14 protein-coding genes and 2 pseudogenes are annotated in these 23,169 nt (G+C 59.3%); 4 read left to right on the top strand and 12 right to left on the bottom strand.

Going from position 1 to position 23,169, the window contains the following annotated elements:
- Positions 1 to 8 precede the first annotated feature (8 nt).
- From FQ187_RS03530 to FQ187_RS03495, 8 genes are all read right to left on the bottom strand, one after another.
- Complete coding sequence (locus FQ187_RS03530) at positions 9 to 1,532, bottom strand: FAD/NAD(P)-binding protein (protein ID WP_149628423.1); 1,524 nt, start codon at positions 1,530 to 1,532, stop codon at positions 9 to 11.
- 165 nt (positions 1,533 to 1,697) lie between these two features.
- The gene (locus FQ187_RS03525; protein WP_149628422.1) at positions 1,698 to 2,885 is read right to left on the bottom strand and encodes an aminotransferase class I/II-fold pyridoxal phosphate-dependent enzyme; all 1,188 of its coding nucleotides are present in this window, start codon (positions 2,883 to 2,885) and stop codon (positions 1,698 to 1,700) included.
- A 23-nt stretch (positions 2,886 to 2,908) separates the two neighbouring features.
- Positions 2,909 to 3,787, bottom strand: coding sequence for an acetaldehyde dehydrogenase (acetylating) (locus tag FQ187_RS03520; RefSeq protein ID WP_149628421.1), 879 nt, complete (start codon positions 3,785 to 3,787; stop codon positions 2,909 to 2,911).
- Positions 3,788 to 3,803: 16 nt separating this feature from the next.
- On the bottom strand, positions 3,804 to 4,811 hold the full coding sequence (dmpG, locus tag FQ187_RS03515) for a 4-hydroxy-2-oxovalerate aldolase (RefSeq protein ID WP_149628420.1): 1,008 nt from the start codon (positions 4,809 to 4,811) through the stop codon (positions 3,804 to 3,806).
- A gap of 39 nt (positions 4,812 to 4,850) precedes the next feature.
- Positions 4,851 to 5,885: an AbrB family transcriptional regulator gene (locus FQ187_RS03510; RefSeq protein WP_149628419.1), complete on the bottom strand. Its 1,035-nt coding sequence runs from the start codon at positions 5,883 to 5,885 to the stop codon at positions 4,851 to 4,853.
- An 87-nt stretch (positions 5,886 to 5,972) separates the two neighbouring features.
- On the bottom strand, positions 5,973 to 7,238 hold the full coding sequence (locus tag FQ187_RS03505) for an acetyl-CoA carboxylase biotin carboxylase subunit family protein (RefSeq protein ID WP_256667271.1): 1,266 nt from the start codon (positions 7,236 to 7,238) through the stop codon (positions 5,973 to 5,975).
- Between the two features lie 142 nt (positions 7,239 to 7,380).
- Positions 7,381 to 8,211 carry a hypothetical protein gene (locus FQ187_RS03500; RefSeq protein WP_149628418.1) on the bottom strand — a complete coding sequence of 277 codons (831 nt, stop codon included), beginning with the start codon at positions 8,209 to 8,211 and terminating at the stop codon, positions 7,381 to 7,383.
- Positions 8,212 to 8,250: 39 nt separating this feature from the next.
- Entirely contained in the window at positions 8,251 to 9,420 is a 1,170-nt protein-coding gene (locus tag FQ187_RS03495) for an MFS transporter (protein WP_256667270.1), read from the bottom strand.
- Positions 9,421 to 9,527: 107 nt separating this feature from the next.
- Here FQ187_RS03495 and FQ187_RS03490 point away from each other — a divergent pair, with 107 nt between their 5' ends.
- Together FQ187_RS03490 and FQ187_RS03485 are read left to right on the top strand one after the other, a co-directional pair.
- Complete coding sequence (locus FQ187_RS03490; RefSeq protein WP_149628417.1) at positions 9,528 to 10,427, top strand: LysR family transcriptional regulator; 900 nt, start codon at positions 9,528 to 9,530, stop codon at positions 10,425 to 10,427.
- A gap of 103 nt (positions 10,428 to 10,530) precedes the next feature.
- A pseudogene (locus FQ187_RS03485) lies at positions 10,531 to 11,439 on the top strand (IS3 family transposase); the annotation flags it as partial.
- A 117-nt stretch (positions 11,440 to 11,556) separates the two neighbouring features.
- On the opposite strand, the pseudogene FQ187_RS03480 reads toward FQ187_RS03485, so the two are convergent.
- Both FQ187_RS03480 and FQ187_RS29895 read right to left on the bottom strand, forming a co-directional pair.
- Positions 11,557 to 11,946: pseudogene (locus tag FQ187_RS03480) on the bottom strand (restriction endonuclease); the annotation flags it as partial.
- Positions 11,947 to 11,961: 15 nt separating this feature from the next.
- The gene (locus FQ187_RS29895) at positions 11,962 to 12,108 is read right to left on the bottom strand and encodes a hypothetical protein (protein ID WP_178122666.1); all 147 of its coding nucleotides are present in this window, start codon (positions 12,106 to 12,108) and stop codon (positions 11,962 to 11,964) included.
- Between the two features lie 490 nt (positions 12,109 to 12,598).
- On the opposite strand from FQ187_RS29895, the gene FQ187_RS03465 reads away from it, so the two are divergent.
- Both FQ187_RS03465 and FQ187_RS03460 read left to right on the top strand, forming a co-directional pair.
- Positions 12,599 to 13,645, top strand: coding sequence for a MoxR family ATPase (locus FQ187_RS03465; protein ID WP_149628415.1), 1,047 nt, complete (start codon positions 12,599 to 12,601; stop codon positions 13,643 to 13,645).
- Complete coding sequence (locus tag FQ187_RS03460) at positions 13,642 to 14,973, top strand: DUF58 domain-containing protein (protein WP_149628414.1); 1,332 nt, start codon at positions 13,642 to 13,644, stop codon at positions 14,971 to 14,973. Before FQ187_RS03465 ends, FQ187_RS03460 begins: the two co-directional genes overlap by 4 nt.
- A gap of 29 nt (positions 14,974 to 15,002) precedes the next feature.
- Here the strand turns inward: FQ187_RS03460 and FQ187_RS03455 are convergent, their stop codons facing one another.
- Both FQ187_RS03455 and FQ187_RS03450 read right to left on the bottom strand, forming a co-directional pair.
- Complete coding sequence (locus FQ187_RS03455; RefSeq protein WP_149628413.1) at positions 15,003 to 19,049, bottom strand: hypothetical protein; 4,047 nt, start codon at positions 19,047 to 19,049, stop codon at positions 15,003 to 15,005.
- Entirely contained in the window at positions 19,046 to 23,140 is a 4,095-nt protein-coding gene (locus FQ187_RS03450; RefSeq protein WP_178122665.1) for a neuraminidase-like domain-containing protein, read from the bottom strand. Before FQ187_RS03450 ends, FQ187_RS03455 begins: the two co-directional genes overlap by 4 nt.
- Positions 23,141 to 23,169 lie beyond the last annotated feature (29 nt).

Here is a 23,169-nt window from a genome sequence, read left to right as displayed (position 1 = left end):
TCTGTTTTTCAGACATGCTCTTCCACGCGCTCAACCCTGTGCTTTTCTTCGCGCCATTGCATCGCGTCCGCGCAACAGAAGGCGTGTCGCCCGTTGATTTCTAGCGCAGAGGTGAAGAAGAACTGCCCCACGGTTAGCTCGCCGACCGCATAAATCTGCCGTGCCGAGCCCGTCCGGCCCTGAATGCGGTAGGTATCCGGGTCGACGCAGATGCCACCCATAGGATGACAGGTGGCCGTGCCGTTCTTGATCAGCGAGCCCAGCAAGGTCGACTCAATGAGGTTCGCATCTCGAGGAAAGCCAGTTGCGTAGATCACCCGATCATAGACATGCTCCCAGCCAGCCCCGCGAATGCTCAGTCCCGGCACATCAACTGGCTCGGGCGCGGCGAACGCACCGGGGACGAACTCCAGCTGGCCGCTTCGCAGGTAACCGAGGATCTTGCGCGCGTTTTCCGCCGGGATGGAGACGCGGTAAGCCATGAAGAAGCTAAAATACTCTCTCATGAACCTGGCTTGTGCAGTGTCGTCCAGTGCCTGCCAAAGGTGTTCGATGAAGCCGTTGGTTGCATAGAGGATGGCCTGCCAGATACGCGGAGCTTGCGAGACATTGATCTCGTTCTCGATGAAGCTAATGACGTCGGCCGGCGGTGCTGGCAGAGGGATCACAGCACTCGTCGAGGCCGGGTCGTGGGCGGCCAGTTCCTTGCGAAACAGTGCGACCAGATCACTGATCTGCAACGGCCCGTTTTGCGCGACCAGCGCGCGAACACCCTCGCGGGTCAGGTGCTTGAGCTCGACGCGCTCCTGGGTTCCGCGAACCACGGGGAAATAGCCGCTACGCGAATGCATGCGAATCAACTCGCGATGCCCGCCTTCAATCAGCGCGATCACCGTGTCGATGGCGCTCAACCGCGCACCGATTACGGCCACCCGCTCGCCCGGAGAAATTGTCTTCAGCAGGCGCGCAACCGGATAGGGTGTCGCCAGGACGCGCTCGTCGTGCTTGTCGGGATCAATTTTCTTGGCCAACGGCCCGCAGAACAGCAAGACCTTGTGCGTGGCGATACTCAGCCCGCATCGCGTCCGCACGGTCTCCATTCCGTCAATCAGATCGATAGCGCAGACCTCGGCATTCATCAGCACCAATTGGCAGCCGAGCGAGGCGCCACGCAATACGATCTTCTTGATCTGGTCCTGCAGGTAAACGCCGAACAAGGCCCGCGGAGCAAAGCTCTCCTGGGTCGGACGAAACTCGGGAAAGGCATGCCGCCACGCCGCGGGATGGTCCTCCAACCAGCGCTGGAAATGACCAGGGAGATGCGGATAGGGCGTAATGAAACCTGTCTTGGTATTGAGGATGTTGCTCTGCAGATCAGCCTCATAAGCCGCGCCGCGCCCGAAGTCTTCGCGTTTTTCGAAGATGTAAATGATCCCGGCCGGTGCGTTGCATGCAGCGACTCGATCCAGGTGACGTTGCAGGAATGCGATAGCCGTCGCGCCGCAGCCTACGATTGCAAAGGCATTTTTCATCAAGGTATTTCCTTATATTAAACCGCTTCCCTTACGTGTGTTTCGGCCCGGCAGCAGACGTGGCGTAGCCAGCCACTCCCCCTTCCAGAAGAACGCAGAGCAGCTCGCGGATATCCGATTCAGGACACTCCAGCGTCGCCAAACCTCGCCCTTGTCAGACCGGTATCACGAAATGGCAGACAGGAACTCTCTCAAGCGCGCGGCCCCGGACCTGACCTGCTCGGCATCGCCGGAGTACGACAATCGCGCATGACCCGGCGCACCAAAAAAGCTGCCGGGAATCAGCGCGACGCCGTATTCCTCCAGCAGCAAGGCGCAAAATGCCTCGTCATCGGCGATCAATCTGCCATGCAGGGATTTGCCCAGGGTATGGCTGATATCCATGAACAGATAAAACGCCCCCGATGGTTGGCAGAACCTCAGGTGTGGCGCTCCCTGCAAGTCGGCGAGCAATGCCTGGCGTTGGCTGTACAAGCGGTCTCTTGCTGCGTAGGAGAATGCCTGGTCACCGCTGAAGGCCGCCCCTGCCGCAGCCGCCGGGATCGGTGGGATATTCGAGATCGAGTTAGAATTGAGCGTGGTGACTGCCGCGGCAATCCGTTCATTGGCCGCCAACAGCCCGACCCGCCAGCCCGGCATCCCATAGAGCTTGGATACGCTATCGATCTTGATGATGCGGTCACTCAGATCCGGTGCAACCGAAAGCAGACTGGGGCAGCTATCCATGTCGTAGACGAATCGCTGATAGACGTCATCGGAAATGATCCAGACATCCTTTTTACGCAGCACCTCTGCCAACGCAGCGAGTTCCTCGGCGGAATACACGGCGCCGGTAGGGTTGCCCGGCGAGTTCAGCATGACCACCCGTACCTCGTCGGACAAGGCATCTTCAAGGGCTTGCGCCGTCATCTTGAAATCGGTTTGCGCCGAGCAGGTGACGTTGACCACGCCCGCTCCGACCAGATCGGCAATGTCGAAATAGGTCGGCCAGCAAGGGGTGGACACGAGGATCTCGTCGCCGGGGCGGATGATCGCGCGTAGCACACTGAACAACAGGTGCTTGGCGCCGAGGCCGGCCACCAGATTCTGCTCGCGATAGTGGGTGAACCCCTGTCCGTGCAGGTAACCCAGATACGCCGCCAGCAGCGCTTCATCTCCGCGGCTCGAGCCATACCCGCCGGTGTGCTCGCAGGCAGCCTTGACGGCCGCCTCGACGATATGCGGCGCCGGAAGAAAACCCGGCACACCGACACCGAGATCGATCACAGGATGCAGCGTTTCCCTTACCTTCTGAACGACGCCCAGGATCGGGCAAAACCGTGCAAATTCGAGATCTGGCGAAAGAGTAGGCATAAAAGTCTCTCCGTTACGCTGAGTCAGGCTGCGCGTTCGGTCACGCGGCCTCGGGCCATGAGCGCGGCCATGTGGGTTGCGGTCGCAGTGATGATATCGAGGTTGCCGGCGCTTGGATCGAGAAAGTCCCCTGCCCCCTCAACGCGTACCATGGTGAACAAACGTCCCTCGCTGTAATGCAGATCGACGATCACCTGATACCCAGGCACGGCAGACTGTACCTGGGTCACGGCACGTTCCACTTCACGGCGGGTGGCGGCCAGATCAACCGTCTCGATCAGCGCCGAAACCGCGGTCTGCATAAAGACATTCGGCTTGGCCGGATTGATATTGAGGATCGCCTTGACGTCCTTGCAGCCGGTGAAATGGCTCAGCGCATTCTCGGTGGTAGTGATGTAGTTGCTCAGGTTTCGCCGAGTGGCCGGGCCGGCGCTTTCGGCGCTGATCGAGGACACCACTTCGATGTAGCGCACGCCCGGATTAGCCCGGGCGATCGCGGCCGCAAGCGGGATGGAAGCCTGGCCACCACAGGTGATCATGTTGATATTGCTCGCCTCGGTCAGCTCCACGCCGTTGAGGGACGGCACGCACAACGCGCCCAGAGAGGCCGGGGTCAGGTTGATGATCGCTTTCCCGGCCTCGATCAGGCGCAGTGCGTGGGCTTCATGGTCGGCCGCCGAGGTGGCATCGAACACCAGATCAAATTCGTTGATCCGGGCAAACAGGCCTTCGATGCCGTCCGCAGTGGTGGCGACCCCGCGCTCACGGGCGAACGTAAGGCCGGATGAGTGCAGGGAGCGACCGGCAACCAGCGTGCAATCCAGATCCGGATGGGCGAGCACCTTGCACAGGATGTCGCAGCCGATATTGCCACTGCCGATGATGGCGGTTTTCAAAGTCATTTTTCCAGCTCCAGAGTCAGGCGACGACGGGTTGAGAAAGGCGGCTGGCCACCGAGATGATCAGGTCTTCCTGGCCGGCCACGGCGTTGCATCGCGCAAGCTCTTCATAGATTTTTCGCGGCTCGACGCGAAATTCCGCCGCCGCGCGCGCGACGTGCTTCTCGAACCCGCTGCAAACGCCGTAGAGGCCGCTGATCAGATTGGCAGTCTTCACCACCGTGGGAGTCCTGACCGGCGCGAAATCCTCAAGGCTCTCGACGGCGCGGCAAAGGTCAAAGACCTTCACCCCGGTCTCGAACTTGTAGCGCTCGAGCACCGCGCACAGCACCTCCAGCTGGGTATTGCCGGCACCCGCGCCGAATCCGCGCATGCAGCCGTCAATGATGGTCGCCCCGGCCTGGGCGGCAGCCAGCGAGTTGGCGACCGCCAGGCCAAGATTGTTGTGGCCATGGAAACCCACGGGAATGGCGAGCTCCCTGACCAGCAGGCCGATCTTTTCGCGGGTGCTGTCCGGGTCAAAGTGACCCGCCGAATCCATCAGAACCAGGGCATTGGCGCCATAGCCCTGCTGCTTCAATGCTTCTTCGAGCAGCGTCTCGGGGCTGGCCATGTGGGTCATCATCAGCACGCCCTGGACGTACGCGCCCTTGGCCCGCGCATGTTCGATGTAGCTCTCAGTCAGGCTGGCCTCGGTGCAATGGGACGCGATGCGCAGCACGTCGACGCCGATCTGCAGTGCGGTATCGATGTCGCTCAGCCTGGCAAACCCGGGAATCATATGGATGCCGAGTCTGGAATGCGTCAGGTTGGCTCGCGCCGTTTCGAGCATCTCGCTGTCTTTGTAGCGCGCAAGTCCGAGTTGCAGGGAGGACGCACCCAGGCCATTTCCGTGGCCGACTTCTACAACGCTGAGGCCGCAGCCATCGACAGCCTGGCAGTAGGAGGCAATATCCTCCAGGCTCAGCGAATGGGAGACAGCATGATTTCCGTCGCGCAGCGTTGGGTCGTGAATAGCAATACTCATCGAGATCAAATCCTTGTCATTCGAAGTTTTTTGCAGCAATTACTGTTCTGGCTGCGGGTTTTCCTGCAGCAGCCGTTTGGGCAGGAACGCCGGCGAAATATGGATGATCGACATCCGCACCACGTGATTGAGCATCACGAAGGCAGGATCGAGCTTGAGCAGCAAAGCCGCTGCGGTCATCACCTCAACACCGCCAGGAACCCACGACATGAACAGCGAAAGGAACGGCTTGCCGGTCAGCTTGCTGAACGCGAAGGCAACCAGCAGTGTCGTGCAGAACGTCAGGGCGGTGACCACCAGACCGGCGCGGATGTAGCGCACGAAATCCTTGAGCGTGATGTCCTTGAGGCGAATGCCGATCAGGCCGCCGAGTAAGATCAGCGCAACGATTGCCAGCGGATCGGGAACATGCAGATGGACTTGAGGAAAACCGACGTTGACCGCGGCGGAGCAAATCAGCCCGGTCAACATGTAAGGCGCGGGAACATCGAAGCGCTCCAGCAGATAACCGGCGACCACAGCCGCGATCGCCGGAGGGATCACGCCAAGGTAATCATCAAACGAGCCCAGCACCGGCGCCGCGCTTTCGGAGTGCCCACCGGCAATGATCGTCACCACCAGCAACAGCGCGAGTAAACGGACAATGTGCACGAACGCAATGCGCCCGGAGGCCGGGCCCTCCTCTCCCGAGACCGTCATCACCGCCGCCATTGCGCCGGGAATGGACCCGAGCAGGCTTTCTATATGCCCCCAGCGCTCCATGCGCCGCAGCCAGTTGTAGCCGACGAAAATCTGCGTGGTCATGCAGATGAGCAAACCGACCAGAATGCTGAAATCCGTCAACTCATGCATCATCGAGGCGGTGACGATGGAGCCGACACTGACCCCGAGCAGCAACTGCACGGTGGCCACGAACGGATACGGCATGCGCATTCGCACGCCAATTTTGCTGAGCGCCGTGACCAGGCAGATCGCGCCGATCAGCTCACCAAGCGGAAGCCCGGTCATGTAACCGAGCCATGCGCCCAGGGCCGCCACGGGAATCGGGATAAGGCTTTCGAACACAGTCGTCATTGGATATCCACTTTTCTGCAGGCGTGACGATTCCGTCCAGCTCAGGAAGGTCAGCTCAATTAATGTCGAAAGGGTGTGCGGTAAGGTCTATATCACGGCGGCGATTTCGCTGCCCGACCAGTCGCAACTCTCGTGGAACCAGGCTTCGACCTGATGCAGCTTGTCGCGCAACTCGGCCTCATCCTGGCCTGCCACGATGGCGTTGAGGATTTCCGAGTTGGTGAATTCCATGCCGCCATAGGAGGTCATCTTCCTGGCGGAAATTCGGTACTCCAGGACACCGTAGAGCGGGCAGGTTTGCGGGACGTCGCGCAGCAGACCGACCCGCGGCGGGATGCTGATATGCCCGACCATCCGCAGCGGCGCGGCCATTGGCTCAGGGCGGTAGAACGGATCATGCAGCGCGCGCAGGAAGCTCATCCGCGGATCAATGCCCCAGGCGTGGGTCAGCTCCTGATTGAAGAACACCCCACCCAACCGCGAGGCGATTTCGCAGAGGACGATCTCGTCATTTCCATCCACGAAAAGTTCGAGATGAAACAGCATGGTCGGATCGGATGGCAGCACATCTTCGACCAGCGAACGCGCATAGCGAACCAGCCTGTCGCGCATCGGGTTGTCGGCGTCGAGCATGTGCAGGTCATGTGATTTGCCGCCGAGAAAATCCAGAGCCGAGGTCATGACCCGAACCGGTGAAACCAGGATCGGACGGCCATCGATGTACAGGCCATTGACGATGTAATGGCTGCCACGTACATAGCTCTCGATCATCAGGTTGTGGAACGTGCTTGAAGTGCGCCCGGCCAGCCATTCCCGCAGCTGCTGCGCGTCGTCGAGCACCTCCACGCCGTTCGAGCCGCGGCCATCGCGAGGCTTGATGACCACCGGGAAACCAAAGCGCTCGCTGAAGCGAACCGCTTCCGTGGCATTGCTGATCGATGCCATTTCGGCGATGGCAAACCCGCAGTCCCTGGCGCGTTGCTTCATCAGGAACTTGTCCCGGTAAAACGAGGCTCGATCCTCGGCATCCAGCGTAATCCCGAGCCGATCATTGATGCGCGCCACCCGCAGCACATCGATCTCGGCAAGCGCCACACACAGCGGCGCATGGAGCTCCCGTGCAAGCTCATAGACATCGATCTCGACCAGCGCGCTGTCGTTAAAGTTGTCGAAGAGCTGGAAGCGGACGGTATGGCCCAGATGCGCCGCAATGTCTTGAGATCGCGAGGCGCAGCTCAACAGCATGCCTCCCTGGCCAAGCGCGGCAGACCAGTTCGCGGCAGAGTGCTGGAGAAGAATTTTCGGCGGGCAAAAAACAATGAGCTGCATACGGCTTTCCTTGCAATCTTCCATAGTTTGTAAATCTCCAACTTCAGGTACATCAAATCCACGCCGGATCCGGAGCTTCAGTATCTTGAGAAAAACCTGAAGTAAAGGCCAATACCGATTCCGTCGTTATTGATACTTTCCCAAGCGCTGTTCAGGTCGTTGTCTGTCAGCCCAGGTATTGGCCGCACTCACGCATCACCGCAGCCTTGCGCTGCAGGTATTGGCCGAAGATTTCCCGGGCGGCGGACTTGACCACCGCGATGCCCATGACATCGACGAACTCCTCGACCGCTGTAACCGCGTGGGCGAAGTGATTGCTTTCAGTGCCGCCGGTGTGCACGGTGACCCAGGCAACAGTGGCCCGTACCTTCGCGGGCGGCACGCCCATGTCGCGTTCGAACCATTGCTTGAACAGCGGATGAATGAACTCCACTTCACCGTGGGTGTAGACCTCGTGAACCAGGGTGACCAACAGCCCCTGCAACAGGTCGCGGTCACGCAGGCGTCGCGCGTCCGTCCAGTCCTTGAAGGCCTGCGCCGACGGCAGGCAGTTGTCTTTCAGCAGCCACTGATCGTCACCGCAGATCGGCGTTGCCATGTTGTAAAAAAGCTCGGAATGCAGCGTGTTGCTCAGTGCGCCGAGGTCCTCGTCGGTGATCCGTTGCAGGCTGCCGCAGACCCGGTAGAGCCGTTGCGCCACGTCGCCCCACTGCTCGGAGCGCGCCAGCAGCGTGATGCGGTTGGCCAAGCCGGACACACTGGCGGCCGAGTTGTTGGTTTTCGACCAACTGCCAAAGAACTTGCGCAACTGCGGCGCAGCATGGCGGCGCGAGGTGAGCGTCTGGAACGTACTTTCGATGTCCAGCAGTTCCGATTCCTGGCTGCGAAACGCATCCACCAACGCTTGCTTCAGAACCCCGACCGGCATCAGCTCCAGCACCGGCTCTATCACGCTCAACAACTGGCTTTGCAGCGTCAGCAGGTTATTCACGGTCATCTCACTTTTTTCCTTGTTGGATGATGATTTCAGGCACATTCACGGGCGCGGGAGCGGCGATGACGGCAATGGGGAATACTTCCAACCCCCCCGCACGATCAGCAGCGGCAGCAACTGGAAAACCGCGATCAACGCGATACAGCCAGGCCAGCCCCATTGCTCCCACAGCACGCCAGGCACAAAGGCGCCGAAGCTGCCGCCCAGGTAGTAGCAGGTCAGATACACGCCCACGGCGCCGGCCTTGTTTTGCCGGGCATGGGCGGTGATAAAGGCATTGGCCGCGGACTGGGCGAGGAACACGCCGGTGCAACTGAGCGCCAGACCGACAACGATCAGCCACAACGATGGCCACAGGGTCAGCACCGAGCCGCTGACGCCCAGCCATGCCGCCACCCTCACCAATTCACTTCGAGGCCGGGCCTTGCTCATGCGCCCGGCGATCGGCACCACCACCAGTGCCAGCAGGAACACCGCATAAATCGAACCGAGCGCAGCGGTGCCCAGCGCAAACGGCGCCCGACTCAGGTGTAAGCCGACATAGGTAAACATCGCGACCTGGGCGAACAGCACGCAGAAACCCACGGCGTAGGTGACCAGCAACGGCCTGCTTAGCAATTCGCTGCGCATTGCCTGGCGATCGGCAGGCGTTTGTACGGGTGACCGAAGGTTGCGCGGCAACAGCAGGAAAATCCCCAGACCGATGATCAGATTCAAGCCGGCCAGCACTGCCAGCGCCAGGCGCCAATCATCGAACTCGGTCACCAGGCCGGACAAAAAGCGTCCGCTAAAGCCGCCCAGAACCGTACCGGCGATATACAGGCTGGTCATTTCCGTCACGGCCCCGCCGCTCCAGCGCACGCCGATGTAGGCAACGCTGGTGGCAAACACCACCGGAATCAGCATGCCTTGCACCGCTCGCCAGAGCAGCAGCTCGCTGAAACTGCCCGAGCAGGCCGCCATCACCGCAGGCAGTGCCAGCGATATCGCGGCCACGGCGATGACCCGGTGCTGCTCGCCCCACGCAGTCAACCGGCCGACAAAGGGGGCGGTGATTGCCACGGCCAGGGTGGTGACGGTGATGCTCCAGCTCGCTTGCCTGGCGGAAATGTGAAACGCCGCGGCCAACTCGTTGAGCAGCCCTTGAGTGGCATAAAGGTTGATAAAAGCGGCGCACCCAGCCAGAAACAAGGCAACTCGAGGACAACTCACGCGATGATTCCCAAGATTATTTGTAATATTTTTAAACAAATTTATAAGATAGGCCGTCGAAAGGATCCAATACCTATTTCAGACCGATTGATACCTCAAGGATGACGATGATTGACCTCCGCCGCCTGCGCTACTTCCTGATCGTCAGCGAAGAGTTGCACTTTGGCCGTGCCGCGGCACGCCTGCACATTGCCCAGCCGCCACTGACGCGGCAGATTTCGGCACTGGAGGCGGAACTGGGCTTTCGCCTGTTCGATCGCAGCACCCGCAACGTCACGCTCACCTCCGAGGGCCGGCACTTTCTGCCCTACGCCCGGGCGGTGCTGGAGCAAGTCGATCTGACGGCGAGCATTACCAGCAAGCTGGCGGCGGGTTCCGCTGGTCATCTGGCGGTGGGCTACGCCAGTTCGATTGCGCTGTCGGACATCTTCAGCCAGACCATTCAGGCCTTCTGCTCGGCGTATCCGGATGTGCAACTGACCGTGGAAGAAGGCGCGTCCAGCACCCAATGGTCGCAGCTCATCGAGGGACGTCTGGATATCGGCATGAGTCGTATGCAGCCGCCCGCCGAAGATGCCGAGATTCAAGCCATCTGCCTGGACAACGAGCCGCTGGTCGCGGCCATTGCCAGTGACAGCCCGCTCGCCCGGCAAGAACAGGTGACACTCGCAGAGCTGAGCGCCTACCCGTTGATCGCCTTCCCGACCGACTACGGTTCCGGATTGAACGAGATCATCGAGGCGCTATATCGGCGCCAGGCGCTGATACCGCTGCCCGCGCCGAAGGGCAAGCAGATAACCTCGATCATCGCCCTGGTCGCCGCAGGCCGTGGCGTCGCCGTGGTGCCCCAGTGCACCCAGACCCTGGTCAAGCGCGGCGTGACCTATCGGCCCTTGGCCGAACCCGGAGCCACCGCACCCTTGCTGGTATTGACGCGCAAACGGGAGCGCAGCCCGCTGGTCAAGGCATTTGTCGAAATCATCGAGCAGACCCTGCGAGCGAAGTGAATGATTTGAGTGGCTGGATGGGCGGTGTGACAAACAATCACCACCCCTGGAGATCTGCGTGTTGGGGGTGCGGTAGAAATCTTGGACTACCTGGAGGTAGTTCATGTATTCATACGAAGACCGCATCAGAGCGGTCAAGCTCTACATCAAACTGGGGAAGCACACCGGGGCAACTATTCGTCAGTTGGGCTACCCGACGAAGAACTCTCTGAAGAGTTGGCATGAAGAGTACGAGCGATGCCTCGACCTGTCGCGTGGCTACGTGATCTTCAAGCCGAAGTACTCACTGGCCCAAAGGGAAAAGGCTGTCGGGTACTATCTTGACCACGGGCGCTGCATCGCCTCCACCATCAAGGCTTTGGGCTACCCGGCACGGGATTCGTTGCGTGCCTGGATTTACAAATTGCACCCCGAACTGCACACGCGCGTCGTTAGTCGATCTGGCGGGCTAGCACGCCCGCCAGCGATGAAGCAGGCTGCTGTCATCGCGCTGTGCACGCGACAAGAAAGTGCGAACGCCGTCGCTCAAAAGCTGGGCGTGTGCAGGCCGACCTTGTACAACTGGAAAAATCAGCTACTCGGCCTAGAGGCATCCGCATCCATGAAACGCCGACAAAAAACTCCATCGTCACCGGAGCGAGAAGAGTTGGAGCGGCAACTTGAATCTCTTCGGCTCGACGTGCGCCGTCTACAACTTGAGCACGACCTGTTGATGAAGGCGAATGAACTCATAAAAAAAGAGATGGGCATCAACGGGCAAGTCCTGACCAATCGGGAGAAGACATTGCTGGCTGATGCCCTAAGACAGACATACCCCTTGTCAGAGCTGCTTGAAGCGCTGGGCTTAGCCCGAAGCTCCTATTTCTATCATCGAGCCCGAATGCAGGTCGCGGAAAAGTACACCGAAGTGCGTCGTGCCATGGCGGACATTTTCGAGCTCAATCATCGCTGCTATGGCTACCGCCGGATGCGGGCTTCGCTGAGCAGGCAGCGTGTGCGTCTGTCAGAGAAGACCTTCCTCTTGTCTTTGACTCATGTGGTCACCCCGTTATGTGAGGATGCGAAAACCGCACCCTGGTACTGCCAAAGCCCGCGACATTGGCGGGCTGATGGTGCAGCGGATTTTCCGTTAACTCAGTGGATCGGGTTGTGAGCTGAAAAAAAAACGTTCCAGTGCCTCGCCGTAGTCCGCAGACACCAAAGACAGGTTGTTGCCGTTCACTAACCATCCTGCTACCAGTGCGGTACCTACAGGGAGTTGTAGATGTGTATTATCAAATGACTTGGTCATATAGGTACTTTTGCCGTCCACAATCTTGACCGTGGCTATGCCGTGCTTTTTGGCGTATTCCAAAGCGCCGGATTGAAAACCCGATGTTGTGAACAGCGCTCCTTTTTGAGCACCTATTGAACGCATCCTGTCATGCAATATTTGCAGCGTTTCACGCTTGATCGCGCTTTTGTAATGTTTGCATTCCACAAGCACTAAAAAGTCCATACCAAACGCTGAAAATCTTGCGGAAACGTCAACCTCCTATTCACCATCTACACCTTGGATCAGCTCCTGATGCTCCGATCTGTAATCAAGCACCTTATGCCCCATCGCATCCAGCATGGCACGCACGTGCTGCTCAAATTCGGTCGGAGTGAGCGTTGGTGATGGATCGTCTGAATTAATCAATGCTGCCTCCAACAGTCATAGCAAAGTGCAGTGGTGTAGAGCGGAATTTCCATATTAATGCTGACTAGCGGATAGAGTTACCGATGTCACTATGCCAGTGCAAGCTCGAAAGCGCGGCGGATAACCTCGATGTCAACAGTTAGATACGGCTTGCTGTGGTCGAGACAAGCATGCCCGAGGATAGATCTCTAGCAAGATCGCCGGATGGTAGGCCGGAAGACCCGTTGCAGCAGGATCAACACCTTCAAACCCAAGCGCACCCAAGTGGATTTCATGCACGAAAGCTCGACCAGTTAAACTAGATTTTCTTCGGTTATGTAATCGATTCTGAAATCGCGTGCCCTCTGACCGTCATAGACTAACCTCCACCTCTGACGAACGCTCAAAGGAGGGGTTGCCATGGATTGCAATGAGGCAGATTGGCAGTCACTCACTCGTTCCACGCGTAAAAAAACGTGAAAAAAAGTTAGATTAGGTAAGTGACTGATTTATGGAAGATAAAACACATGTAACTGTTAACAAGGCTCCAGAAGCAACGAGTGAACAGATCGAGCCCGGCGCACTGAGCCACGCCGCGCAGCAACGCCAGCGCGCCAGCCAGTTGGCCCAAGCAGTCAGAACTGAACTGCAAAAAGCCGTGATCGGCCAGAACACCGTGATCGACGACGTCCTCACCGCGCTGATCGCCGGTGGCCACGTACTGCTCGAAGGCGTTCCGGGGCTGGGCAAGACATTGTTGGTACGCGCCCTCGCCCGCTGTTTCGGCGGCGAGTTCGCACGTATCCAGTTCACCCCGGACCTGATGCCCAGCGACGTCACCGGGCATGCGGTGTACGACCTGCAAACCGAGCAGTTCAAACTGCGCAAAGGTCCGTTGTTCACTAACCTTTTGCTAGCCGACGAGATCAACCGCGCCCCGGCGAAAACTCAGGCCGCGCTGCTCGAAGCCATGCAGGAACGGCAAGTCACGCTCGAAGGCCGCGCCCTGCCCATCGTGCAACCGTTCATGGTGCTCGCCACACAAAACCCCATCGAACAGGAAGGCACTTACCCGCTGCCGGAAGCCGAGCTTGATCGCTTCATGCTCAAGGTGCGCATGGACTACCCCGACGCCGATCAGGAGCTGAACATGGTCCGCCAGGTCAGCCGCTCGACCCGGGCCGACATGCTTGATGTGCAACCGCTGCGCACCGTCCTGCAAGCCAAGGATGTGCTGGCCTTGCAGCGCATCGCCAGTGATCTGCCGCTGGACGATCAGGTGCTCGACTATGCTGTGCGCCTGGCCCGCACCACCCGCTCCTGGCCGGGCCTGACCCTCGGCGCCGGGCCACGGGCCTCCATTGCCCTGGTGCGTTGCGCTCGGGCACGAGCCTTGTTGCGCGGTGGCGAGTTCGTGATCCCGGATGACATCAAAGGCTGCGCCCTGGCGGTGCTGCGCCATCGCGTGCGGATTGCGCCGGAGCTGGACATCGAAGGGCTGGACGTCGATCAAGTGCTCAAGCAACTGCTCGATCAAGTGCCGGCGCCACGTTTGTGAAACCCTCGCGCCTGCTGTTGATCTGGCTCGCCTTGTTGCTAGCCATCGGCATCGTGCTGGGCGCGTTGCGGGCATTGGAATTCGCGGTTCCCTCGAGCCTGTTGTCGATCAATTGGGGATTGCTGCTGGCACTGCTGGCCTTGGCGATACTCGACGGCATCCGTCTCAAACGACTGCCCTCGCCCCGCCTCCAACGACAAATGCCCGGTAGCCTCGCACTCGGTCGATGGGGTGAAGTGCGACTGGAGATCGAGCATGATTTTGCACAACCACTGACCGTACAGATTTTCGACCATGTACCGGAAGGCCTGAGCTTCGAATACCTGCCCCTGTCGGTCGAATTGCAGCCCGGCCAGCACAGCCAGATCGGCTATCGTCTGCGCCCTCTGAAGCGCGGTCACTTCACTTTCGAACAGTGCGAAATCAGCCTGCCGAGCCCTTTGGGATTGTGGTCCGGCAAACGCCTGCTCAACGTGGTCGACAATACCCGCGTCTACCCGGACTTCGCCCGTCTCTACGGCGGCCAACTGTTGGCGGTGGACAACTGGCTCAGCCAGCTTGGCGTGCGCCAGCGGCAACGTCGCGGCCTGGGTCTGGAGTTTCATCAACTGCGTGAGTTCCGTGAAGGCGACAGCCTGCGCCAGATCGACTGGAAAGCCACTGCCCGACAACGCACGCCGATTGCTCGCGAGTATCAGGACGAGCGCGATCAGCAGATCATCTTCATGCTCGACTGTGGCCGCCGCATGCGCAGCCAGGATGGCGAACTCGCCCATTTCGATCACGCACTGAATGCCTGCCTGTTGCTCAGCTACGTAGCCCTGCGCCAAGGCGATGCGGTTGGCCTGAGTACCTTCGCCAGCGACCGAGCGCATTACCTCGCCCCGGTCAAAGGCACCGATCAACTCAAGGTACTGCTCAACACCGTCTACGACCTCAACAGCACCCAACGCCCCGCTGATTACCAAGCCGCCGCCAGCCAGTTACTCGCCCGACAAAAACGCCGGGCGCTGGTGGTGCTGGTGACCAACCTGCGAGATGAAGACGACGAAGAACTGTTGAGTGCGGTTAAACGCATGGGTAAACAACACCGAGTGCTGGTGGCGAGTTTGCACGAAGAGATGCTCGACACGGTGCGACAAATGCCGGTGCAAACCCTGGACGAAGCCCTCGCCTACTGCGGCACGGTGGACTACTTGAACGCCAGGGCCGAACTCCATGAGCGGTTGAGTGCTCATGGAGTGCCGGTGCTGGATGTCCGGCCTGCGGAACTGGGCGCGGAACTGGTGACGCAGTATTTGAGTTGGAAAAAAGCCGGTGTTCTTTAAGACCCTGCGCTGTGAATCATTGCCCACCTCTATCCTTTGATGACCACATCGACACCCCAACGTTGCGGCGCCTCACCTGGATTTCTCACTTCGACATACAGCGAGACAGGCTCAACGTCCAACGGCCTCCAATACCGCTTGATCTCACCACGGGCATCCGTTTTGGCCGGCAGGTATGGCGCACCATTCACCGAGACGAAAACCTCTCTGTCTGGCAAAGGCTCTGCAGAGGCTGTTGACACGATCACGGCCGTCATAGAGATGTAGGTACCAGTAAACGCCGGATTAGGCGACGCAGTGACCTCTTTGATTCTGGCATGAACCGGCAACACCTCAATCACCACCGACGCCATGTCCCAGCCTCCGCGCCCTCCTTTCACGGTCGCGACCAACAAATTTTCACCCACCGTCGACAGCTTGAAACTGACCGATGCCACCCCGTCCGGCCCGCTCATCGTCGGCGTCAGTTTGACGCCCGCGTACTCCCACATCACTTCCACCGCTGACAAAGGCCCACCGGTTCGGGCCGACACAATCGTGGCCATGGCCGAAACGGTGTCCCCTGGATAACCCACCGGCTCGGCGCAGACCAGCGACTGAATCTCACGAGGCTCGTTCAAGGTAAACGGCAACGCAATCGACTCCGAGTGAATGGCATCTCCCGCCGTCGCCGTGAGTGGCGTGACACCGGGGACGGTCGGTTTGAAGCTCACTTTCGCCACCCCATAGAAGTCCGTCACGCCGACCTTTTCACCCAGTTCCGGACTGCGCCAGGTCACAGTAACGCCCGCCATCGGCCTGCCGCTGATACCTGAAATCACGGCGACCTGTTCAACAAGTTCCTGCCCCCAATCCAGCGTCTGATAAACGCTGCTGTTCCCGATGATTTTCAGCACCTGTGCCCCCTCACCCAGCGACATCGCGTTCGCCGGCGACAGGCTCGCCAGTCGCTCCGACGACAGGCGCAACGCAAAACTGCCGTCCTTCAAATCGCCAACGTTGAATAGGTACTGCAATCCCGTGTCGTAGAATGACCGGGGCACTCCAAGCCCTTCCGACAAAAACCTGATACCCAGTTCGGCAGGTCCGGTGCCGGTCATTCCTAGCATCAAGGGATGACCAAACAATGGACTGTTACTGGCGGCCTCCAGATCGACAGAATGCTCCCCCTTGCGACGCGGGAAGTAGGTTTTTTCGCCCCACGGCTGGAAGGGTTGCTTGTCAAAACTGACCCTCAGCCCCTCCCACGGATCGCTCGCCAGCGCAGTGACCGTCATGACGCGTTGCTCTTGATAGCCGTCGTAAGGACTCGTCACCAACGCCGCCACCTGATGCTCCGGATTACCGGCTGCTGGTGCAAAAGCAAAACCGGACCAGCCATCCGCCTCGGTTTTCACCACACTCGGGCTCTCCGATGCCACCCATGTCACCGGCACCTGATCCACGGCGCGCTCGGTGAAGTGGGAGAGCACTTGCACCCACATCCACGCCGGTTCCTGTCCGACGACCGGATCCACCGCCGATTCGCGCCATGCCTCGATCCTGACTTTGTTATGCGCCAGTGCCATCGGGTTGGCGGTGGCGACGAAATCCAGCTGAGGCAGTGCCAACGCCAGGGCAAACTGTCCGGGTGCCGGGCTGGCGTTAAAGTCCAACGCCCAGCGGGCGCCGCCGTCACCGATTGCCTGCCGCTGATCCAGTGCAGGTTCGACTTTGGCACCGAGTTGCTCGGCCGGTGTTCCCGACCACAACAGCATCGCCGAAAGGCCTACCAGGGGGCTCAGAGCATTGGGCAAAACGATGAAGCGGTGCAACGCGCCCAAACATGGATACAACGTCTGATTGCCCAGCGCAGACGGTATTTGATCCAGCACCAGAGCCACTTCCTGAGTCAGATCAGGGGATATCAAACGCCCGAACAGCTCACGGTCGACTGACAACGCTTCACTGGTCAATTTCAGTTCGAACAGACCGCTGAGGCTGGTATTGGCCTCAGAGTCGAGCGTCCACTCCAGGCCGCCCACAGGCAATGACCTGGGCGTGCCGATGTCGCTCGGCACCAGCCCGATTGCCGGCGGCGCACTGCGCCAGTTCAACGTCATGTTTTCGTTGATCAAACTGCTGCCGGTCAGTGGCTCGACCTTCAAGGTATGTGACTGGCCGCGCCAGCACAGCAGACCAAGCGCCACCCGGTCGACCTCCACGTTATCGAGCAGGATCCTGACCTCACCCTTCCATGGGCTGGTCGCTAATGCTTTCACGTTGAAAGGCTGTTCCATCGCCACCGCATCTTCATGAGCCCTGACATTGGCGGTGATGACCGTGTCCCCTTCGTTTTGCGGCGTATACAACACATTGGCCCAGCCACCGGCCCCCGTGGTGGTGGAGACGATGCCCTCGGGAGTCGTCCAGTCAACCAGTGCATTGGTGACCGGATCACCGTCGCCATTGATCACGTGGTGTACCACCTGCACCCGCAACAACACACTTTCGCTTTCATCCACCACCGCAAACTTGTTGGCCTCACGCACGTCGCCGATCCTGACCACATTGCGCGCCAGTGACATGAGCTTTTTGGGCGATGGCAGCAAGAGCTTCGAGCAGACCAGAGACAGCTCGAACCGACCGTCAAGGTCATCATCGTTCGTCAGCGTCCAGACTGCGTCGGGCTCATTGACCGGCACTGGCGCTTCAAGCACCGGACTGACGGTAACCCCCAGTTGCTCAGGGGAATCGCCGTTCCATCTCAGCCACACGTCAGTTCCCAGAAGAGGACTGTCGACAGGCAGTTTCACATTGACGGGATAGGTTGAGCCCCGATTGGGATAACCGGTCTTCTCTTCCCACCGCGTCTCGTTGCCCTCGGAAACGGCCAGGACCTCTTTCCACGGATCCGTCGCCAGAACCCGAACCTCCAGCGTCTCGCTTACCACGACGCCAGCGGCGTAATAAAGACTGTCCACCGACGCCTTGACGCTAAACGTACCCTGCGCCGTCGGCACATAGTCAAAATACGCCCAACCATTGTCATCGGTGACGGCAGCGCCTTTGACTCCTTGCGCTTCCACTGTCCAGTTCACCGTCCGCCCGTCGACCGGATACCCGGTGTACCACGACGCTACCCGAACCCCCAGACGCACGGTTTGCCCGTATTCGAGAACCGGGTAATAAGCCGCCTCCAGCACCTCACGAAAGACCAACCGGTGATGGCCCAGCGACACGGCAATCGGGTAAGGATCGGCGTTGTACTTGTTAACCAGGTTCATCTCGAACAGATAGGGCTCCTGGTCACCGATATATGGGCAATCGAGAGACCAGAATGAATCCAGCTGATGATTCACGCCCCAGTCAGGTGTCGCGAGAATGGCGCCCTGCGGATTGTCGTCGCTGATCAACGCCGCTGGGGTGCCCACCCAGACATTGTCCGGTTCAAGCACAAACCCGAGCCGATGAGCGTTGGATGCCGAGGCTCCGAGACACAGATACAACGGCCCCCTCCTGGGTAATGCCTCCTCATCGAGTGTCAGCCCTCGCATCTCCATCGGCCCCAGGTGCAAAGAAATCTTGATCCGGGTAATACGCACCTGCGACGCGTAGTCCCCGAGCTCGTTGGGCGGGCTGAACACGCTGACGGTGATCGTGTCTTGAGCGTGGAACGGCAGATTCAGGTCGACTTCGTACTTGATCGGCTGGAACTTCAGCGGCTGACCATTCTTCAGACGCGCTTGATCTTCCTCCGGATCCGGTGGTTTACCCGGCTGCAACGAGATTTCCAGCGTCTCTGACTGCCCATCGATACTGACGACCAGCTTGCCCGCTTCGATATGCCGCATCTCGCACAGGAAACTGAGCACATACCGAGCTTGTGCGCCAGGGTCTACGGGAATCTTCAGCGCCTGGCTGACCGAAGACTTATTGCCGGCCTTCAGAAAACTAATCCATTCCCCCTCATATTCTTCCGTCGTCGTACCCAACCAGTTCGAGTTAACCGGCCCCGCTTTCCAGTGGCTGCACGACTCCTCGAAATCACCGTTGAGCACAAGACTCTCATTGGCCTGGATAATCGGTTCACTCATGGCTGCCAGCTCCTTGTTTTGGTGTTCTGGGCATCCGTCTCGGCTCGGGTCACCATGTCTTCCACGGCTCGAATGAAGCTCGACTCGCCGGCTTTGGCCGTGTAGCGAATGCGCACAATGATGTCCGTCAAAGACGCGAGCAGGGAGGACTGCGGCTCTTTTTTCGGCCAAGGGCAGTGCACCCGCCACTGAGACACCACCCCGGTGTTTTCGAAAGGGTTGAGCAAGCCTTCATCGGGTTTCATCGCCGTCAGGCCGTTGTCGGCAATGCCCATCGACAAGGCTATTTGCTGACCGCTGCGCAGATTGATTTGCACGTCGGATGGAGCCACAGCGCCATCCGGTTCGTGCAAATACCTCACCGACGCTGCCGATGCCTTGGTTGCCGTCATGCTGCTGATTTGCAACAAAGTGGCCCGCACATCCTGGTAGGGCCCGGTCAGCACCGGCAGATCAACCTCGACCGAGCTGATTTGCCGGCAGTAATGCCCCGGATGATCACGATCAAAAAGCAACTGCGTGAGCCTGAACTCCAGTGTTCCTTGATTCGTCAAGCGATCCAACGCCTCCTTCCAGGTAGCACCGGGCTGCGGATCGATCGTGTCCTCGAACAACTGGCGAAGCGAAACGGTTTTGACCAGTTCCAGCCGTCGCTCATGCCGTTGCAGATACTCACGCTCCATGCGCAGCAAATGCCCGCGCAAGTGCTCGCCTGCGGTCAGGCCGTGACGGTTGTCCAGCCAGACCTGGGGCAACGGAATCTGCGAGTCGTAATCGCCGGTTTCGGCGCTCAGCGAGGCCTGGGCACTGAGACACAAGCTGACGACCGCATCGTACGCCTGGTAGTGCAAGGCCTTGAACTGGCCGAGCAACCAGCCGAACAGTTCGGCATTGGTCGCGCGCTTCTTGATGAAGTTGTAAACCGTCAATGCCTGGCTATTGGCCCTGAGGGTTTGCTCCAGACTGGTTTGGGCAGCTTGCACGGCACTGTTCTGTGCGGTGATTTGCGCATCGACTGCACGGATTTCCGCCAATGCCTGATCGCGTTGCAGTTGCCATTCCTCGCGGCGACGGCGGTAGCCTTCGGTGGCAGCCTGTTTGTCTGCGTCCATTTGCACTACCGACGAGGCGACGCCCAATCCGAAGACAACCGCATCAACAATTTTCTCGAGGCGATGCCCACCATTCGAAAAACCGAAAATGTTGGGCAAAGAGGCAAGCACCGCGCCGGCGGGCTTGATGCTGGCGGCGGCCAACGACAATTGTTTTGACAGATACAGATTTTCCATGACCTCGTACTCAACCGCCGACACATTCTCGGTATAGCGTTGTGCATAGGCATCAGCCCGTTCCTGCGCGACTGTCCGGCTTTGCTCCAGGGCGGTCACGTTCGCTTGCAGTTGGGCGATGGTTTGCTCCTGAACGGTCTTGGCGTAGGCTCCAAGCTCCACCAGATGGTTTTGCTGCATTTCTTCCTGTTCGGCGCGATCCCGTTGCTCAAGCAGGCGCAGCACCTGATTGCCGTACTCCTGCAGCACCTGCACCGCACGCAACGCAGTCTCAAACGTCACGCGCCAACGGAATGCACCGACCACCAGTCGCCCGCCCATCGGTCTTGGCCCGCCAACACCTCCAGCCGCCAGATCGCGCAACAATTGATTGGGATCCGTGGGCGGGCTGAAGAGCGGTATATCCAGTGGCTTGCCATCCAGGGTCAGGTTGTTGCGCAGGTTATGCAGGCGCTGGCCCGGCAAGTCATACAGTGCGAGCAACTGCTCATTGATCGGACAGGTGAACGGTTCGTTTGCCAACAGCCCAAGCTCGGGCGGCGCCTCGGCGGCGGCGGGAAAGTCCGCCAGGCTGAACGCGAGATTTTTTTCAAACTGCTCAAGCGCCCGTCGCGAAGTGCTTTTGCTTAATAGACCGTCCACGGTGTCTGTCACCCAACGGTTCGCCGTTCGCACCAACGGTGGCTGGCCCATCAGGAACTCGGTCTGGACATAACACAGCTTGGCCGCCACCAGGCTGTCACGGGTGAGCTGGCGGTAGTACCAGTCCCCCCAGGCCACCAGATTCTTGACGTACTCGGTGAACACCAGAACCTTGAAGTGATATGGCGCGGAGTAACCAATGGCGTCCGGATCGGTCAGGGCACGGGTTTCACAGCCCACATTGCCTTCGACGTTCAATGGACGGCAGCGCCAATACAGGGGTTTTGGATTCGGACGTGGGGGATCCACCGGATCCGCCGGCGCCTGCGGATCAAACAGGTAATGCAGCCATTTTTGCGCCTCCAGGTAACGATCTTCCGCCCGTAGACGCGTCGCGACCAGATGAGGTAAATGAAAAAACAGCTCCCAGAAAAACAACCCGTTGGCGCCGTCGAACGCACCGTTCGGCTCGTTGATCGTGCCTGAACTCGGGGAGGGTTCTGGTAGAAACTGTGTGTCCCAATCGAGTACGTCATCGACGGAAATGTTCGAACGCTGTACCAGTTCCGGGCCGAACAGCGAGTTCAGACGGACGAACTTGAGCAGCTGTTCCGGCTGTCCCGGCCGTTTCGGCTGTGTAAGGTTGAGAAACTGCGCCGCATCGAGGGTGTTCTTGTGCAACCGGGGTGGCGTGAAGTCCGTAACGTTGGCGATCGTTAGTACAAATCTTTTACGGCCACCCGCGGAACCAAAGGTAAAGGTCGGACTTTGCCACATCCCTTTCGACCGCCTGAAGACCTGCCATTCGGTTCCCCAGCCACCGGCATTCGGCTTCTTGATCGTGATCGTGATCGTGATCGGAGTCGGGTCATTGCCATCTGCGCCCGTCAACTTCAATTCAAATTCAGCGTCGCCGGTAACGGGTGTGGGCCGCAAGACACCCTGAACAACAAGCACATCATCATCACCGACGCGAAACGCGACAGCCTGCAGATCCAGATAGGGCACCAGGTCACCCGGCGCTTCCTGAGTGGCGGCGATTGTCGGCTGCATCATCAGCGGATGCTGAACTATCTGGACGTCGACAAAACGACGCTCAGCTGCAGCCTTCAGCCAACCGCCATCATCGTCGGTCAACGGACGGAACAACACATCACGTACCGCAGACACACTGAAGGAGTCCCCGCCAGCCTTGCCGTTAGTCAACAAGACCCCCAGCTTGCCTTTGGGGTTGTGATGATCGGCCCACACGGTCGCAATCAGCCGGGCTCCCTCAGAAAGGTCCTTGGGTGGCTCGCAACTGTGCAGGCTCAACGGTGCCGACCATTGGCCATTCTGCGTCATGAAAGCCACGCTGATGTCCAGTCTGTGCGGCAAAAATTCGTCAGGCTGGTGCCCCTCCGCCCTTTCGCGCCACTCGGCCCACACCAGGCACAGCCGCCCGTTCCAGAACACCGGACGCATGTCCAGCACCTTCGCACCGGTGGGAATATCCACTGGCTGCCACTCACTCCATGCCGCCGGATTGATGGCGATATCCTCATTCGAGAGCATCACCTCGGCCTTGCGCCAAAAGTACTGGAAGGGCGGCACGCGCTGGCGACCGACAAAGTAATATTTGGCATCCGTGGGCAAAGCGCCGTCCATGTAGCTGCTGATCACATCCAGGTTGCAGGTCTGCTCGAACGTTTGCAGATAGTCCCGCAGGGCGGCCTGAACGGAGTCGCTGTTCAAGCGGGTCTGGTTCAGGTTGTTTTCAAGGGTTTTGAACAGGCTGGTCTTGCGCTGCCGCACAAAGGGGTTGATGAAGTTTTCCGGGTAAAGCGCAATCAGCTGCAGCGCCGCCCAATCCGGGTAATTGCTGTAAAGCTCCCAGGTGGCCAGATGCTTCTCGTCGAATTCGATATTCTCATAGCCCGGTTCCAGCTTGCGGTACGCGGCATGAATGAACTGCTGGGCACAGCTCGTCGCTTCGGCGACCCAGGAACTCTGAACCGGGTAGCTGTCCAGCGGATCCATGCGCAGCAGTTCAAACAAATCCGCCGGCGTTCTCAGGAAGCCGAACGTCGGATTGGCTCCTTTGCCGACTTGCCCGATGCAGTACTCGACCAACGCGCTTCGGCGTTTTTCGAGCAACCCAGCCATATTGTTCAGTGCCATGGTCTTTCCTCCAGAAGGTGTGAACCGGG

This window comes from Pseudomonas sp. ANT_J28, assembly GCF_008370005.1.
GTDB lineage: Bacteria > Pseudomonadota > Gammaproteobacteria > Pseudomonadales > Pseudomonadaceae > Aquipseudomonas > Aquipseudomonas frigoris.
This window is presented reverse-complemented; position numbering and strand designations above follow the sequence as displayed.